The sequence below is a fragment of the Ruoffia sp. FAM 20857 genome (assembly GCF_045528645.1).
Lineage (GTDB): Bacteria > Bacillota > Bacilli > Lactobacillales > Aerococcaceae > Ruoffia > Ruoffia halotolerans.
This window is the reverse complement of the sequence record NZ_JBGQRB010000011.1, coordinates 41704-57647: the sequence shown is the minus strand read 5'-3', so window position 1 is coordinate 57647 and position 15944 is coordinate 41704. Positions and strand designations below refer to the sequence as shown.

The following is a 15944-nucleotide window of genomic DNA, read 5'->3' as shown; positions in this document are numbered from 1 at the left end:
AAAGATGAGAACACAACACAAACTATCGTTGCATAGAGAGACACTTAAACATAGGAATAAAAAAAGAGCCAAGGTGACTGCGTCACCTGGCTCCTCGGTCCACCAACATCAAAAATTCATGAACCATAAAAAACTGTTATACTGTAATTTGATATTTACAGTATAACAGTTTATTTACAGATTGAAAATAATTATTAACCTAAGGCCACATCTAATATCATCATTAGGACAAAACCACCAATTAATGCTAAAGTTGCTTCATCCGTATGGTTAGAGGATTGTGATTCAGGTATTAATTGCTCAACAACCACAAAAATCATTGCTCCAGCTGCGAAGCAAGTGCATAAGGTAATATTTCTTGAACAACTAGAACGGCTGCTGCCCCAATAACAGCTGAAACTGGTTCAACAACCGCTGATAACTGTCCCATTTGAAATGCTTTTCGTTTTGTTCTTCCGTCCGCATATAATGGTAATGATAAGGCTGATCCTTCAGGTATATTTTGTAAACCGATACCAATAGCTAATGCAATGGCTCCAGTTAAAGTCGCTCCAGCATTACCAACGCCTGCTGCCGCGAAGGCAACACCTAAGGCAAGTCCTTCTGGAATATTATGTATGGTTACGGCTAAGAATAACATCATCGTCTTCGGTAATTTTCTATTATCTGAGTCTCCATGGTCTTCAGATAAATGCGTATGCGGAACTGTGTAGTCAAGGAGTCTTAAAAATAAACCTCCTACCACAAAGCCGACTGCTACGGGTAACCAAGACGGTAACGATGATGAGCTAGATTCAGCATATTCTAAAGCAGGTGCTAGTAACGACCAAAAAGATGCTGCGATCATCACTCCTGCTGCAAATCCTTGCATAATTGCCAAAAAGCGATCATTCACTTCTTTAAAAAGAAAAACAAATGAAGAGCCAAATAATGTACAAAGCCAAGTAAATATTCCTGCAATTAATGCTTGAAAAATTGTATTACTAAATAATGCCATATATATATTCTCCTAGTCTAAGTCAAGTTTAATTGATGTATATAAAGGGTGGTCAAAATTTGAAAAAGTCACACCTAATAATCGAATGGTCCGGTCAAGATGTCCATGCTCTTCCCAAATTTCCTTAGCTAATTCTATACTTTTTTCAACAGACTCAATCGATTCGATAGATTGCATTTGTCGAGTAATTGTCTCGAAATTATCGTATCGAATTTTCACAGTAATCGTATGTGCTCTCATATCAGAAATATGATGTCGATTGTCCACCTTGTGTATCAATTTAACTATATTATCTACTACTTCAGACTCTAATTCAAGAAATACTGAGAAGGTTCTTTCTCTTCCAATTGATTTTCGTTCGCGCTTATTATTCACAGGTGTATTATGAACGCCTCGCACTTTAAAATATAAGGAATAGCCCATTTTACCAAAGTTATCAATTAATTCATCGAGTGACTTTTCATATAAATCTTCTCCAGTGAAAATTCCCATATCATGGAAATTCGGGAGTGACTTCTTCCCTACTCCATGAAATTTATCGATACTTAATTCTTTTAAGAATTGAACTGCATCTTTTGGTTCAACTAAGGTAATTCCGTTTGGTTTATTATAGTCTGAGGCAATTTTTGCGATGAATTTATTATAAGAAATCCCCACAGAACAAGTTAAACGCGTTCGGCGGTAAACTTCCTCCTTTATCTCCATAGCCATGATTGTCGCACTCTTCATATTCTTTTTATTATTCGTTACATCCAAATAAGCCTCATCTAGAGATACAGGCTCAATTAAATCAGTATATTCATTAAATATTTCTCTAATTTGCATCGATATTTCACGATAGTAATTTAAATCTCCTTGGATAAAGACAGCATTAGGACAACGCATATAGGCTTCTTGAGCAGACATTGCAGAGTGAATACCATACTTTCTTGCTTCGTAATTACAGGTTGATACAATCCCTCGTCCGCCGGTAAGTTTGGGATGCTTTGCTATAACAACAGGCTTATTCTTTAATTTAGGATTATCTCTCACTTCAACACTGGCATAAAAGGCATCCATGTCGACATGGAGAATTTTTCTTGATATATCGGGTTCAACTTCATCAAAAGATAAAATACCATATTGCACGCAACTCACCTCACTTTATTGTATATATTATACAAACACTTGTTCGTAAAATCAATCTCTATTGTTTAAGTAACATTTGTAAATAACATTATTTATTGACAAAAAAATGCTCCAAGAAATCCCTTATACAGGAATTCTTAGAGCTTTATTGAAATTAAAGAGTGCTTTCAGTTTCATCGCTTTCTTCAGCGAGGTCTTCTTGGTTTTCTTCGCGAGCAATATCGTTCGCTACTTCAATTTCGTTTTGACGATTTACAATATTACCACCTTGAGTAACAGTTGCAATAGCACCTAATGTAAATGTTAAATATACACCTTCACAATCAAGTACGACTGTTTGACTACTTTGGCTCACTTCATCTACTACACCATGAAGTCCTCCGATAGTCACTACTGCGTCACCTGGTTTCATGTCATTTAACATCTCTTGTTTTTTCTGTGCCTGTTTCTTTTGTGGTCTTATTAGCATAAAGTACATTACTGCGAATAAAACTATAAACGGCATAAAACTTAGAATAAATTCCATTAACGTTTGTCATCCTTTCATTTTTTAAGCATAAAGACAGTGTATCAAAAATTCAGACATTTAGCCACAATCTAGAAGTTTTTTGCGTTCGGTTTGTTATATCCGTATTTTTCGAAGAAATCTTCTCTAAATTCAAGTAATTGGTCGTCCATGATCGCTTTTCTAACATTTCGCATTAATTCTAACAAAAAGTAAACATTATGAATCGATGCTAAACGCATGCCAAATAGTTCATCTGTCTTAATTAAATGTCTTACATAAGCACGCGTATAATTGCGGCAAGTGTAGCAATCACAATTCTCATCAATCGGTCTGAAATCGCGAGCATACTGAGCGTTTTTCACTACTAAACGTCCATTACTTGTCATACAAGTTCCGTTTCTTGCGATACGTGTTGCAAGAACACAGTCAAACATATCAACTCCACGTATAACACCGTCAATTAAAGCATCCGGTGAGCCAACTCCCATTAAGTAACGAGGTTTATCTTTAGGTAATTCTGGAGTTAAGTAATCTAAGACACTATTCATCTCCTCTTTTGTTTCACCTACAGATAATCCACCAATAGAATATCCAGGGAAATCAAGTGATACAAGATCTCTAGCGTGTTGAATACGTAAATCTTTATAACCCGCACCTTGAACGATACCGAATAAAGCTTGGTCTTCTGGCCGTTGATGTGCTTTAAGTCCACGCTCAGCCCAACGAGTTGTTCGGTAAATCGAATTTTTAACATAGTCATAACTGTGATGGAAGTCCGGACATTCGTCGAAGCTCATAATAATATCCGCTCCAAGAGCATTTTCGATTTGAATTGCTTTTTCAGGTGTTAAGAATAATTTCTCTCCACTAATATGATTTCTAAAATGCACGCCCACTTCTTCAATTTTACGCATATCACTTAATGAGAAAACTTGGAAACCACCAGAATCTGTTAAGATTCCACGGTCCCAGTTCATGAACTTATGTAAGCCCCCTGCCTCTTCAACAATATCTTCTCCCGGTCTTAACCATAGATGATATGTGTTACTTAAGACAATTTCAGCACCCATATCTTTTAATTCTTCCGGTGATAAACCTTTGACCGTTGCCAATGTTCCAACGGGCATATAAATGGGTGTTTCAAAACTTCCATGAGGTGTATGTAAAATGCCTAATCGCGCGCCTGTATTTTTCTCTTCTTTAATTAATTCATATCTAATTGCTGGTTCTGTCATAATATTTCCTTTCTATTATTGCTTTAATTCAATCTTAAATATAACCGGATACAGTTTCCCCGTAATATAAAACTGATTGCCTTCAATATGAGCAATTCCATTAAGAGAGTCTATTTCATCCAACTCTTGGTCTGTCAAATTATCTTCGAGAACTTCAGTCAGGTCATACTTATATGTTATGATACCCGTTTTTGGATCGATGACAATGATTTCATTAGTATACCATACATTTGCATAAATATATCCGTTAGCAAATTCCAACTCATTGATTTCTTCTATTAATTGGTCATTATAAGTCACATCAATTGTATCATTCACTTCAAAGGTGCTAGGATCTCTTTGTTCAAGGACACTCGTTCCATCTGACATCCAAAGGACATCTTCTTGGTCGTCATAAGCTAATCCCCAGCCTTCGCCTTCATAATCTACGGTATCAATTATTTCTAAAGTTTTTTTATCTCTTTTAAATGTCACGCCACTACGCCATGTCAGTTGCCACACTGCATCTGAAGTAACTGTCAGACCTTCCCCGAACAATTCTTTATCTAATTGATCAACGACATCATAATGACCTGTGTCTAAATCTAAATAACCTATCTTTGATTCACCGTACAAACCTGTTCCTAGCAGTAATTCGCCTGCTTCATTTAATTCAAAGCCTTGTGTGAACGCAGTCGAATCGCTTGGATGAATTGACAAAAGTTCATATTCATCTTGAGAAGCCACTGGAATTATTGGTATAATACAATGAACGCAAATTAATAATGTTATTTTGTGAATGATTTTCTTCATAAAAACTCCTTTAACCCAACCTGATAATATAGTAATTTTATCATATTTTTTAATAGAAAGGTCGTTAGTAATGAATCTCTATTCATTTTTATTATTTATAGTCAAATACATTGTATACATTTTTAATGGGAAACCCTATGTCGTTGGCCAGGAAGATTTATCAAAGGATGTCGCAATTATTGCATCAACCCACCGTCACTGGTTAGACCCAATTATCTTAGCAATGGTTGTTGAGCCAACTGAGATTGCTTTCATGGCTAAAGATACTTTATTTAAGAATAAAATCTTCCGCTATTTGTTGCCGAAATTAAATGTTTTCCCAGTCAAAAGAGAAAAACCATCACCGATGTCACTTCGTCGTGGTGTTGAGGTCATGAACGAAGAGAATAAACATCTAGGAATTTTCCCTACAGGCTCACGCTACTCTACTGAAGTAAAAGGTGGAACTGCCTTTATCCAAAGGCTGAGTAAGAAGGATATTGTTCCAATTGCTTTGCAACCCCCAATGAATGCGAAAGAATTTTTCTTCCGTAAGAAAGCAAAAGTAGCCATTGGCGAACCTATTTCTTTCGATGATTCTAAAAAATATACTCGAGAAGAACTGAAACAAATTGATCTTGCGATTGCAGAGGCTTTCGATAAATTAGACAGACAATTGGATCCTGATTACGAATATATCCCAAGTAAAAAAGACTAATAAAAAGACATCTAACTTTCCTTCTAATTTGAAGGAAGCTAGATGTCTTATTTTTTTAGTTTTTAGTCTGTAGTCGATACATTTGATAGTATGTCCCTTTTTTCTCAATCAATTCATCATGATTCCCTTGTTCGATAATGTTACCTTTATCAAGAACAATAATTTGATTGGCATCTCTAATCGTACTTAATCGGTGAGCAATCGCAATAGTTGTTCGGTTTTGACGCATCTTCGCTAAACTTGCCTGAATATACTCTTCTGTTTCCGTATCAATATTAGCTGTCGCTTCATCAAGTATTAAAATCTTTGGATCTCGTGCCATCGTTCTAGCGAATGAAATTAATTGTTTTTCACCACTTGAATAACTAGCTCCTCGTTCAATAACTCGGTGCTCATAGCCATCTGAATGTTTTTCAATAAACAAGTTAGCATTTACAAAGTGTGCCGCTTCACGAATTATTCGATCTGATATTGAATGGTCTAACAAACGAATATTTCGATTCACATCCCCATAGAATAAGAAAGAATCTTGAAGAACTAACCCGATATCTTTTCTTAATTCTTCATAAGGAAACTCACGAATACTATGCCCGTCAATTAAAACATCTCCTGATTGAAACTCATAAAATCGCATTAAGACATTAATAATTGAACTCTTACCACTTCCGGTATGTCCGACAATCGCAACCGTTTCTCCTGGATTAACAGTGAAACTAATGTTGTTTAATACATTTTGATTTCCATCATAAGAGAATGTTAAGTTTTTAAATTCAATTTTTGCATCTTTGATTTTAGCATCTTCATGAACAATTTGTTCCGGCACATATTCCTCATGATCCAGTACACGCAGAATACGTGAACTTGATACTACCCCATCTTGAAGTAAACTTAAACTATCCATCATCATTCCCATTGGTCTAAAGAATTGTGAACTATATTGAACAAATGCATAAATCACACCTACTTCTAATATACCATTTAAGTATTGTCTACCTAAGAAGTAGATTACTAAAGCTAAGGATAATCCTTCTAATAAACTAATAACACTCATTAATAGGAGTGCATTCATTTTTACCATTTCATAGCGCGCGCCAAAATGTTTTTCATTTTGTTCATCAAATTCACTAATAATTCGTTTCTCTTGACGGAAATGTTGAATAACATTCATCCCAAGAATAGACTCATTAATTTTAGTATTTAATCGACTTAAATTCTCACGCATTGAGCGATATACCTGTGAACTATAACTTTGATAATACCAAATAATTCCTATCATAATTGGAACAAAGATTAAGAATAACTTTGCCATACTTGGATTCATTAAATACATCCCAATGAATACTGAAATGACCGTTACGAGCCCTTCAAACAATGCATAGAATGTATTCCAAAAGTTTTTCAATGTTTCTGTATCGTTTGTTACGCGAGAAACGATCGATCCACCTGGAGTTTGGTCAAAGTATCGCATTCCTAACGTATTAATTTTAGTAAATATTGTATCTCGGACGTTTTCAACTGTCTTTTCAGCAGCCATATTGAATAAATACGTCGATAAATAATTCGATACACCTTGTAATAGAAGTAAGAAACCATAAGTTAAAGCAAATGTTGTCGCTATTTGTACAGTAACGTCTAGATGTGTCAAATGATCATCAATAAATGTTTGAATTACTCTTGGCATAATAACAGAAACAGCTACTGTGACTGATGTAAATAAGATAGCAACTAAGAACGTCTTCCAATATGGTTTTGCGAAAGCAAAAATTCGTTTCGTTACGGTAAATTGCTCTCTCATGGACATTTTTCTTGCCCAAGCTGATTCATGTTGAACTTTACTTGCCATTATTACACCTCTTCCATTTCAGAACTTAATTCTAATTGTTGGTGTTCATACATTTCTTGGTACCAACCATTATTGTTAATTAATTCCTCGTGTGTTCCACGCTCAACAATTTGACCTTCATCCAGCACAACAATCTCATCCGCATGCATCACACTACTTAGACGATGGGCAGAAATTATTGTTGATTTGTCTTCACGTGTTTCTTTAATTGAATTTAGAATGGCTTCTTCAGTTTTAGCGTCTACGGCAGAAAGTGAATCATCCAATATCAATAACTCTGGATTAATTAACATCGCTCTCGCCATAGAAATACGTTGTTTTTGTCCTCCAGATAAAGCCACTCCACGTTCACCTACTAATGTATCATAGCCTTCACTAAAGCCTAATATGTCCTCATGAACACTTGTCACTTTAGCAATTTCTTCAACTTCTTCATTAGTAGTACCCATATTCGCAAAACGGATATTATCACGAACAGTCGTTGAGAATAAGAAATTATCTTGAGGAACGTAACCGATATTCGCTAATAAACTATCTAATTGATAATCTTTAATCGAAATTCCATTGAAGGTAATATCTCCTTTAAATTGGTCATAATCACGTAACAATAACTTAAATAATGACGTCTTACCAGATCCAGTACGACCAACGATTCCAAGTGTATTCCCTTGTTTAATATGAATATCAATATCACGTAAGGAAGCCTCGTCATCATCATCTGGATAAGCAAATTCATCTATTTCAATATGAATATCACCTGAGATAGATTGACTCAATGCATCCGGTTCTTCAATAATCGTACTTTTTTCATTTAAAATTTCTAAAATACGGTCATAACTTGCTGAACCACGTTCTAAAATATTAAACAAACGTCCGATCGCAATCATCGGCCACTGTAAACGAGTCACATAACTGATGAAAGCAACTAATAAACCAATAGTAATTTCTCCTTGTGAAACTAGAAAACCACCAAAGAATACACCTAAAATCGTAGATGCACCCATAATTAGTTGACTTGCAGGTCTAAACGCAGCATCAAATAAATAAACTTTTTGATTTCGATCAACTACGTTTGTCGTCATTTTCTTAAAGTCTTCAATATCTAACTCTTCTTCACCAAACGTTTTAATTACTTTCATACCCGTAACACTCTCTTGAACTTTATCGTTCATCGAAGAAAAAGCTGCTTGAGATTTTCGTGAGTGATAGTGAAGCTTACGACCGACAAAACGAATTAAAATCGTTAACAAAGGTATAGGGATAATCGACACTAGTGTTAATCGCCAGTCTACAAAGAAAAACATCATGAATAATGTCAGTAATCCTTGAGATAAAGAGTCCACTAAGGTTAAAATTCCTCCCCCAGCAACCATACGAATCGAGTTCAAGTCATTTGTCGTTCTCGCCATCAAATCTCCAGTACGATATTTTTGAAAGAATATCGAATCCATTTGTGTAAAATGAGTGAACAATCTTGCTCTTAATATCTTTTCCAGTTTAGCTGATGTTCCAAAAATCTTCGTACGCCATACGTAACGCATCGCATATTGAACTATAGCAATAACAACCAGAATGACACTCCACATAACCAATTGACTTCCTGTAATTGTACCTGCAGTCATATTATCTATGATGATACCAATAATCATTGGCACAAGCGCAGTCATCACACTCAATAGAATTAACATTGATATTCCAAAAATATACGCTTTTCTTTCTTGTTTAAAAAACCAACCCAGTTTTCCAAACATATCCATACAATTCACCCCATCCTAAAATTTAAAAAAGAGAGACATGTCATTCCCTTTGCCTCTCAAAATAAAGCTATCAATTTCATCTCAAAAACTTAACTTTTAACTAAAAAAGCCTTGATACAACCGCTATTAGTAGCATAAAACTACCATAGCCAATTTACTGAAGCAAATCTTTTGCACCCGATTTAATGAGAATAGTCTTAGTATTATAATACTTTTAAAATTGTCATGCATGATCAATCAGAAATGGTTATAAAAAATAATTAATTAATTTCAGATATTGCATATTTATTTTCTATGGAATTGACAAAGAATAAAACGAACGTTTGTTCTTATTTTCTATTGAGCTTAACTAATTGTACTGATATAATAGATTAAGAAAAATATTACTGATTATTCTTTTTTTGTTGACAAAATTCTAAAAACAAAATAGAATGGAGCAAGAGATAGTGTTGGTAACTCTACGGGGTCCAATGCGGAAACCTTCATTCTTAGGAATGGAGGTTTTTTTTATTAAACAATTTAAAACATTGGATGAACAACTCATAATTGTCCATAATAGGAATTTAAGAATTACTGATTATAAAAGAGCAAAACAATTTTTACTGACTAACAACTATTATAATATCATTAATGGTTACAGTAAGTACTTTATGGACAATGAAACTAATATTTATAAAAACAATGCTACTTTCGATGAAATAACACATCTTCACAGATTTGATACAGCAATAAAGCATGCTCTGATGAAGTCGTTAGGTCATGCAGAAGATCATATTAAATATATAACTGCTCATCGTTTTGCCGAAAATTATCCTAATATAAAATACGCCTATTTACAATTAAGTAGTTATACAAAAAATAGAAATTCGAAACTAGATTGGTTAATTCCAAATCTTTGTAATTTAATAAAAAAGAAATCCAGACAAAAAAAGGATAATGCTATAAAACATTATGTAAAAAATTATAATGATGTCCCAATATGGGTTATCGTAAACTTTATGGATTTCGGACAAATTAACACATTATTTTATTGCTTGCCTACATCCTTGCAAAATCAAATAGCAACGAATTGCCTATCTTTTGTTCATGAAAATGGAAATGCTATAAATGGTATCTTCACTCCAGAAATTATGGTTTCTTTTCTTGATAATATGAGACAAATTAGAAATGTATGCGCACATAATAATAAACTCATTGATTTTAAGTGTAAGTCAGATATAAAGTATTACAATGATTTACATGATAATTACAATATCTCAAAAAATAGTTTCAGAAATGATGTATATAACGTTTTTATCATATTGCAATGTTTTGTTAGTCGAAATGAATATGCTTACTTACATAATTCATTTCTAAAACAAATTAAGAATTTGGATAAAAAACTAAATTCTATTTCTATTAATGTCATTCTAAAAAGTTTGGGATTTCCAGAGGATTGGCATGAAAATAACAAATAATTTATTCATTAATACTCTTTTAGTATTCTGAATTTTAAATTTTTTTCATAGGAAAAAAGGGTTGATGACACATAAATGTCATCAACCCTTTTTATAATTATTTTTACAAACGTTATATTAACGCTGTTTCATTGAGTTCATAATTTGTTGAACTTTCTTTTTAGATGGTTTTTGACCCATTTGAGCCATCATTTGAGAAATCATTCTCTCGTCGATCGGTGGATTTTCCTTAAAGTAATCCATCATATACTTTCTTGATAGGAAGAAACCAGCGACAAAACCAATAATTAATGCAATAAATACGATAACTAACCATATCCAAGTTGCCATTTAACTACACCTCTCTTCTAAACTTCATGTAATACAATAATACTAAATAATCATTGTGTTGACTAGAGAAAATTATTCGTTGTCTCTATTATGTAAGCCACGTTCTTTTTGAATCTCTTTAACTTTATTAGGAGTTAAGTCTTCCCCTTCAGGATCAACGACTTTAATTCCCTCAATTTGAGCACCAATGCTATCTCTCATACTTTGAATGTATTCTTTGTGCAGGTTTTTTCTTTCAATCGATTCTTCTTCAGTGATTGTCCCTGCTTTGTTCTTTTTAGACAATTCGTTGATGCGTTTGATCTTATCCTTACTTAACATATAATCACTCCTTTACTACGAACATTTGTTTGCTAAGCGTTATTATAAATGCTATACTAAAAACAATAAAAACGAAAGAGTTGAAATTATGAAATCAATATCAGCAAAACAATTAAATATACTTGATTGTATATATAAAGCAATTGACTCTAATGGATACCCGCCAACTGTCAGAGAAATTGGAGCAGAAGTTGGATTAGCTTCGACATCTACTGTTCATGGTCATCTTTCTCGATTAGAAGGCAAAGGTTACTTAGTCCGTGACGCGAGTAAGACACGTGCGTTAGAACTGACGCCAATTGCGCTTGAAGCTTTGGGTATTTCAAGAAAGGATATCCCTTTACTTGGTCGCGTTGCTGCCGGTGCGCCTATCTTAGCAATTGAAGAGGCCGTTGATTATTATCCAATTCCACCTAATTTAGAACATTTTGATAGCAATGATTTATTCATGCTCCAAATTGACGGTGAAAGTATGATCAATGCCGGTATCTTCAATGGTGATTTAATTACAGTTCGTCGCCAACCTTCTGCTAATAATGGTGATATCGTTGTCGCTTTGACTGATGATGACGAAGCAACTTGTAAGACTTTTTACAAACAGTCTGATCACTATATTTTACGTCCCGAAAATGACGCTATGGATGACATTATTTTAAACTCAGTCCAAATATTAGGTAAAGTTATTAGCTTATACCGTGAATTTTAGATTTCAAATATATTAATTAAAACGAAATCCGAACACTATAGTAGAGTTCGGATTTTTTTGAATTTTAAAATAAAGAGTAGATATTAGTATTGCATTAAAGCTTTATAGTTATAACCTTCAATTTTTTCTCTACCGTTTAATTCTTTCAATTCAATTAAGAATGCAATTCCTACAACTTCTCCACCTAGTTTTTCAACTAAGTCGATTGTAGCTTTAACCGTACCACCTGTTGCTAATAAATCATCGATAATGATAACTTTTTGACCAGGTGTAATAGCATCTTTATGCATTGTTAATACATCAGTACCATATTCAAGTTCGTATTCGACTTCAATAATTTCACGAGGTAATTTCCCTCTTTTACGAACTGGCGCAAAGCCAATTTCCATTGCGTAAGCTACAGGACATCCGACAATAAAGCCACGTGCTTCAGGTCCAACAGCTACTTCAGCTCCTACTTCTCTTACATAGTCCACAATTTCTTGTGTCGCTTGCGCAAAAGCAGGTCCATTTGCCATTAATGGTGTAATATCACGAAACGTTACGCCTTCCTTTGGATAATCTTCGATTGAAGCAATATAATCATTTAAGTTCATTTAGTTATTTAATTCCCTTCAAAATATTCTTTAATAGCGTCTATCGGCTGATAATTTAATAAAGCCTCTGACTTATATTCACTTTCATATTGAATAAAAGTCTTTAAGTGAGGTAGATCAATTTTATTATTTGTTGCTTCTTTATTAAACTCTAACCGACCATTCTTAATTGTAACAAATTCTGCTTCTAAAAACATCAAAAACATTCCTTTTAATTTAACTGGGTGTATATTTAATGCTTTTGTTATGTTTTCAAATTCTGTTTTGTACATAAATTCTTGCTTGGCAAAGATATATTTGTACAAATCAACGAACTCTTCTCGAGAAGGGATACCTGCCATATATTTCGATTCCTGAACAAATGATCCTAGATAGACTTTCGACCAAGCTTGTGTATTCACTATCTCTTTCAATTGTTGTAATTGAATCGGCGGCTCCATTACGATGAGGTTATTATATTGGGCTAAATTAACTTTTGATGCATTCTCATATAATACAACAGCTGCACCGTTCAATTGCTTGGACATATAATCTGCAATCGGCTGATGGGCGAATAAATATAAAGCTTTATCTATACTTAACAAATCTTTGTGAATCTTGCTTGAGCGGTAATCTAACCACTGAGAGCCATTAACTCCCATATCTTTCACCATTAACTGTGGAAGACGGTTCCCGTTCCATTCATTAATATCTAACTCACCAACTACAGATACCACACTGCCGTTCTCTAAGCTTTCAGCTTGCTCTGCTTTGCCAAAGCCAATGGCTTGTAATTCGACTTTGGTATCCGTTTGGCTTAGGGCAAGTTTAACATGGTTTTTATCTACTCCAATAAATCTAATTGTGTTAATATGAGCATCTTTAACCATAAACTGCGGTTTTGGATTATCCGTACCGAAAGGCCCTAATAAGTTCACTTCATTAATAAAATCAATCGTCATTTCATTCACACTTAACGGCATATCAATGACAATTGGCTCAGGTTCGTTTAGTAATTCAGTGTAGTGTACAAAGCTTTTGTGGATGCTTTGTTTAAAGTCTTCCCAATTCTCTTCATCAATCGTTAATCCAGCTGCTTGACTGTGACCACCGAAGTAAGTTAGGTACTCATTTTGTTTAACGAGTTCTTCGAAGATATTTATCTTAGATACACTTCTTGAACTTCCTTTATATTGTTTTTTCTCTTCTATATATTGAAAGACAATCGCAGGTCTTTGGTATTTTTTAACTAAACGACTTGCAGCAATCCCTAAGACTCCGGCAGGCCAATCTTTATCTGCTTCAATAATAATATTTGGAATCGAGTCATACTGAGCCATACGATTTTCGATTTCTATAGTGATGTTTTCGGTGATAGATTTTCTTTCACGATTCTTTTCATTCACTATTTCTAATAACGATTCCGCTTCAGAAATATCTAATGTTTTCAATAACTCTAAGCCCGGCGTCGGATCTCCTAATCGACCAACTGCATTTAAACGTGGACCAATAATAAAGCCAATCGTCTCACTCGTTAAGTTATCTAAATTAACTTTTTCATTTTGTAATAATAATTGTAAACCAACGCGCATCGAGTCTTTAATTAGAGTCAATCCACTTAATACAATCGTTCGATTTTCATCCGTTAAAGACACCATATCTGCAACCGTACCGATTGCTGCCAATTCAACAGCTTCTGTGGGTACTTCACCTAATAAGGCACTGACCACCTTCAAAGCAACTCCCGCCCCACTTAATTCTGGGAAAGGATATTGACCTGAAGGATGTTTTGGATGAATAATTGAGAATGCATTCGGTAATTCACTTTGCAATTCATGGTGATCGGTAATAATACAATCCACACCTATATCATTCATTGCATCCACAGCTTCAAAACCAGCCACACCATTATCAACAGTAATGATTAATCGAATATCAAATTCGTCAACCAACTTACTCCAACGTGCTTTATTCGGTCCATAACCGTCCTTTAAGCGGTTTGGTAAATAATAATGGACATTGGCTCCAATCGTCTCTAATGTCTCATACATTATCAATGTGCTGGTAATGCCGTCTGCATCATAATCTCCATAGATTAATATGGGTTCAAACTCTTCAATCGCTGTTTGAATACGGTCAATTGTTTTGTCCATCTCAAATAATAAAAATGGATCATGATATAGTTGAGGTTTTTGATTTGTTTTTTCGATTAACTCTTCTGCACTTGTTATACCTCTAATTGAACATAGGCGTAAAAAAGTTGAACTAAAAGTTGTTTCATTATTGTCTAAAATACTTTTGGAAGCGTCTCTATTAATCTCCGGTCTGATTTGCCAATCAAACTGTGCCATATTGAACTTCACGAATATTACACTTCCTCTGTTGTATCAGTAACTACTTCTTCTTTTGACTCTGGTTTTTCATCTGATTCTACAGAAATTGTATTACGTGAAACACGCTCTTGTTCTTCAATCTTACTGCGTAACTCAGCAATTGCTGCATCTTTTTCAATCGCTGTATTTGAGTGATTATGTTTCTCTTTTGTTAATTGTTTTTCTAACTCTTTATTTTTCTTTCTGTTTGATTGAATCGCAGACATTGATGCAATCATTCCAATGATAACACCAACCAAAATACTGAATAATACAACTAAGACAAGCGATACTTCAAATTGAGTGAAAAAGAAATCAATTCCAACAACATTTGTATTTTGTAATGCAAAAACGACTACTAAGATAAGTAACATAATAATCGCTATAACTTTCCATTGTTCTTTCATCTAATTATCCTCCTTGAAATTTAACATTTCTCCTGCTAATTTATCTCCAATGTTTGGAAACACTTTATATAGTATATCAATAATATGATAATAACGGGGACGATTTAACTCTCTTTTACGACGTGATGGTTTTAAATGCTTAGTCACATCTTTCGCTAATTTTTGCGGATCTAATGCAAATGCCTTAATTCGGTCATAATACTCTTTAGAATTTGAATTATAATTAAAAAAATCCGTCTTGACTGGTCCAGGATTAATTGTGGTCACATCAATACCAAACCGCTTTAACTCCAATCTTAAACTATTCGCGTAGCCTATCACAGCAAACTTTGATGCAGAATAGACACTTGAGCTTGGTGTTGCTATTTTTCCAGCTATGGAAGAAATGAATAAAATATGTCCTGGTGTATTTTTTATAATCATCTCTCTGGCTACTAATTGGGACAAATAAATCATCGCATAAGTATTAATTTTAAAGAGTTGATCAATTTCTTTTGCCGTGAAATCTACTGCTTTTTTAAATATACCCATACCACTTGAATTAATCAAATAATCTATATGACCAAAAGCATTGATTGTTTCTTCCACCGTTTCTTCAATTCCCTTTACCTCAGACAAATCTTTTGCTAGCACAAGTGTTTGAGTATCGTATTCTCGTTTTAATGTATCTGCCAATTCAGAGAGTACTTCTTCTCTTCGAGATACTAATACAAGTTTTGCACTTTTTTTAGCCATTTCAAAAGCAATCGCTTTACCAATTCCACTTGAAGCACCCGTCAATAAAACAACCTTGTTTTTCAGAAACATAATCTCACCCTT

The 15944-nt window shown here is 34.1% G+C and carries 15 protein-coding genes and 1 pseudogene; 3 read left to right on the top strand and 13 right to left on the bottom strand.

All coding sequences use genetic code 11. The features are described 5' to 3' along the window. Nucleotides 1-194 precede the first annotated feature (194 nt). From ACEN4N_RS04095 to ACEN4N_RS04075, 5 genes and pseudogenes are all read right to left on the bottom strand, one after another. Nucleotides 195-997: pseudogene (locus ACEN4N_RS04095) on the bottom strand (ZIP family metal transporter). A gap of 12 nt (nucleotides 998-1009) precedes the next feature. Beyond that, nucleotides 1010-2125, bottom strand: coding sequence for a DNA polymerase IV (gene dinB / locus ACEN4N_RS04090; RefSeq protein WP_407090891.1), 1116 nt, complete (start codon nucleotides 2123-2125; stop codon nucleotides 1010-1012). 154 nt (nucleotides 2126-2279) lie between these two features. Beyond that, nucleotides 2280-2651, bottom strand: coding sequence for a preprotein translocase subunit YajC (gene yajC / locus ACEN4N_RS04085; protein WP_407090892.1), 372 nt, complete (start codon nucleotides 2649-2651; stop codon nucleotides 2280-2282). A 71-nt stretch (nucleotides 2652-2722) separates the two neighbouring features. Further along, entirely contained in the window at nucleotides 2723-3868 is a 1146-nt protein-coding gene (gene tgt / locus ACEN4N_RS04080) for a tRNA guanosine(34) transglycosylase Tgt (protein ID WP_407090893.1), read from the bottom strand. Nucleotides 3869-3883: 15 nt separating this feature from the next. Further along, the gene (locus tag ACEN4N_RS04075) at nucleotides 3884-4660 is read right to left on the bottom strand and encodes a glutaminyl-peptide cyclotransferase (RefSeq protein ID WP_407090894.1); all 777 of its coding nucleotides are present in this window, start codon (nucleotides 4658-4660) and stop codon (nucleotides 3884-3886) included. 70 nt (nucleotides 4661-4730) lie between these two features. On the opposite strand from ACEN4N_RS04075, the gene ACEN4N_RS04070 reads away from it, so the two are divergent. Further along, nucleotides 4731-5357: a lysophospholipid acyltransferase family protein gene (locus ACEN4N_RS04070; protein ID WP_407090895.1), complete on the top strand. Its 627-nt coding sequence runs from the start codon at nucleotides 4731-4733 to the stop codon at nucleotides 5355-5357. Between the two features lie 55 nt (nucleotides 5358-5412). Here ACEN4N_RS04070 and ACEN4N_RS04065 read toward each other — a convergent pair whose 3' ends face one another. Beyond that, complete coding sequence (locus ACEN4N_RS04065) at nucleotides 5413-7200, bottom strand: ABC transporter ATP-binding protein (protein WP_407090896.1); 1788 nt, start codon at nucleotides 7198-7200, stop codon at nucleotides 5413-5415. Nucleotides 7201-7202: 2 nt separating this feature from the next. Beyond that, nucleotides 7203-8957, bottom strand: coding sequence for an ABC transporter ATP-binding protein (locus tag ACEN4N_RS04060; protein ID WP_407093737.1), 1755 nt, complete (start codon nucleotides 8955-8957; stop codon nucleotides 7203-7205). A gap of 470 nt (nucleotides 8958-9427) precedes the next feature. Here ACEN4N_RS04060 and ACEN4N_RS04055 point away from each other — a divergent pair, with 470 nt between their 5' ends. After that, nucleotides 9428-10414 (top strand): Abi family protein, encoded by a 987-nt coding sequence (locus ACEN4N_RS04055; protein ID WP_407089948.1) that lies wholly within the window; start codon nucleotides 9428-9430, stop codon nucleotides 10412-10414. Nucleotides 10415-10531: 117 nt separating this feature from the next. Here the strand turns inward: ACEN4N_RS04055 and ACEN4N_RS04050 are convergent, their stop codons facing one another. Both ACEN4N_RS04050 and ACEN4N_RS04045 read right to left on the bottom strand, forming a co-directional pair. Beyond that, a complete protein-coding gene (locus ACEN4N_RS04050) occupies nucleotides 10532-10744 on the bottom strand; it encodes a YneF family protein (RefSeq protein WP_138403917.1) in 213 nt (70 codons plus the stop codon). 72 nt (nucleotides 10745-10816) lie between these two features. Next, nucleotides 10817-11065 (bottom strand): DUF896 domain-containing protein, encoded by a 249-nt coding sequence (locus ACEN4N_RS04045; RefSeq protein WP_197104010.1) that lies wholly within the window; start codon nucleotides 11063-11065, stop codon nucleotides 10817-10819. Nucleotides 11066-11153: 88 nt separating this feature from the next. Here ACEN4N_RS04045 and lexA point away from each other — a divergent pair, with 88 nt between their 5' ends. Beyond that, nucleotides 11154-11771, top strand: a complete 618-nt coding sequence (gene lexA, locus ACEN4N_RS04040; protein ID WP_197104009.1) for a transcriptional repressor LexA — start codon at nucleotides 11154-11156, stop codon at nucleotides 11769-11771. 83 nt (nucleotides 11772-11854) lie between these two features. On the opposite strand, the gene ACEN4N_RS04035 is transcribed toward lexA, so the two are convergent. Genes ACEN4N_RS04035 through ACEN4N_RS04020 form a run of 4 tightly spaced genes read right to left on the bottom strand, consistent with a single transcriptional unit; the run spans nucleotide 11855 to nucleotide 15932 of the window. Beyond that, nucleotides 11855-12367: an adenine phosphoribosyltransferase gene (locus tag ACEN4N_RS04035; protein WP_407089947.1), complete on the bottom strand. Its 513-nt coding sequence runs from the start codon at nucleotides 12365-12367 to the stop codon at nucleotides 11855-11857. Between the two features lie 8 nt (nucleotides 12368-12375). Further along, nucleotides 12376-14709, bottom strand: coding sequence for a single-stranded-DNA-specific exonuclease RecJ (gene recJ, locus ACEN4N_RS04030; RefSeq protein WP_407089945.1), 2334 nt, complete (start codon nucleotides 14707-14709; stop codon nucleotides 12376-12378). A 5-nt stretch (nucleotides 14710-14714) separates the two neighbouring features. Next, nucleotides 14715-15125 (bottom strand): lipopolysaccharide assembly LapA domain-containing protein, encoded by a 411-nt coding sequence (locus tag ACEN4N_RS04025; protein ID WP_407089944.1) that lies wholly within the window; start codon nucleotides 15123-15125, stop codon nucleotides 14715-14717. Further along, nucleotides 15126-15932 (bottom strand): SDR family NAD(P)-dependent oxidoreductase, encoded by an 807-nt coding sequence (locus ACEN4N_RS04020; RefSeq protein ID WP_407089943.1) that lies wholly within the window; start codon nucleotides 15930-15932, stop codon nucleotides 15126-15128. Between the last annotated feature and the right edge of the window lie 12 nt (nucleotides 15933-15944).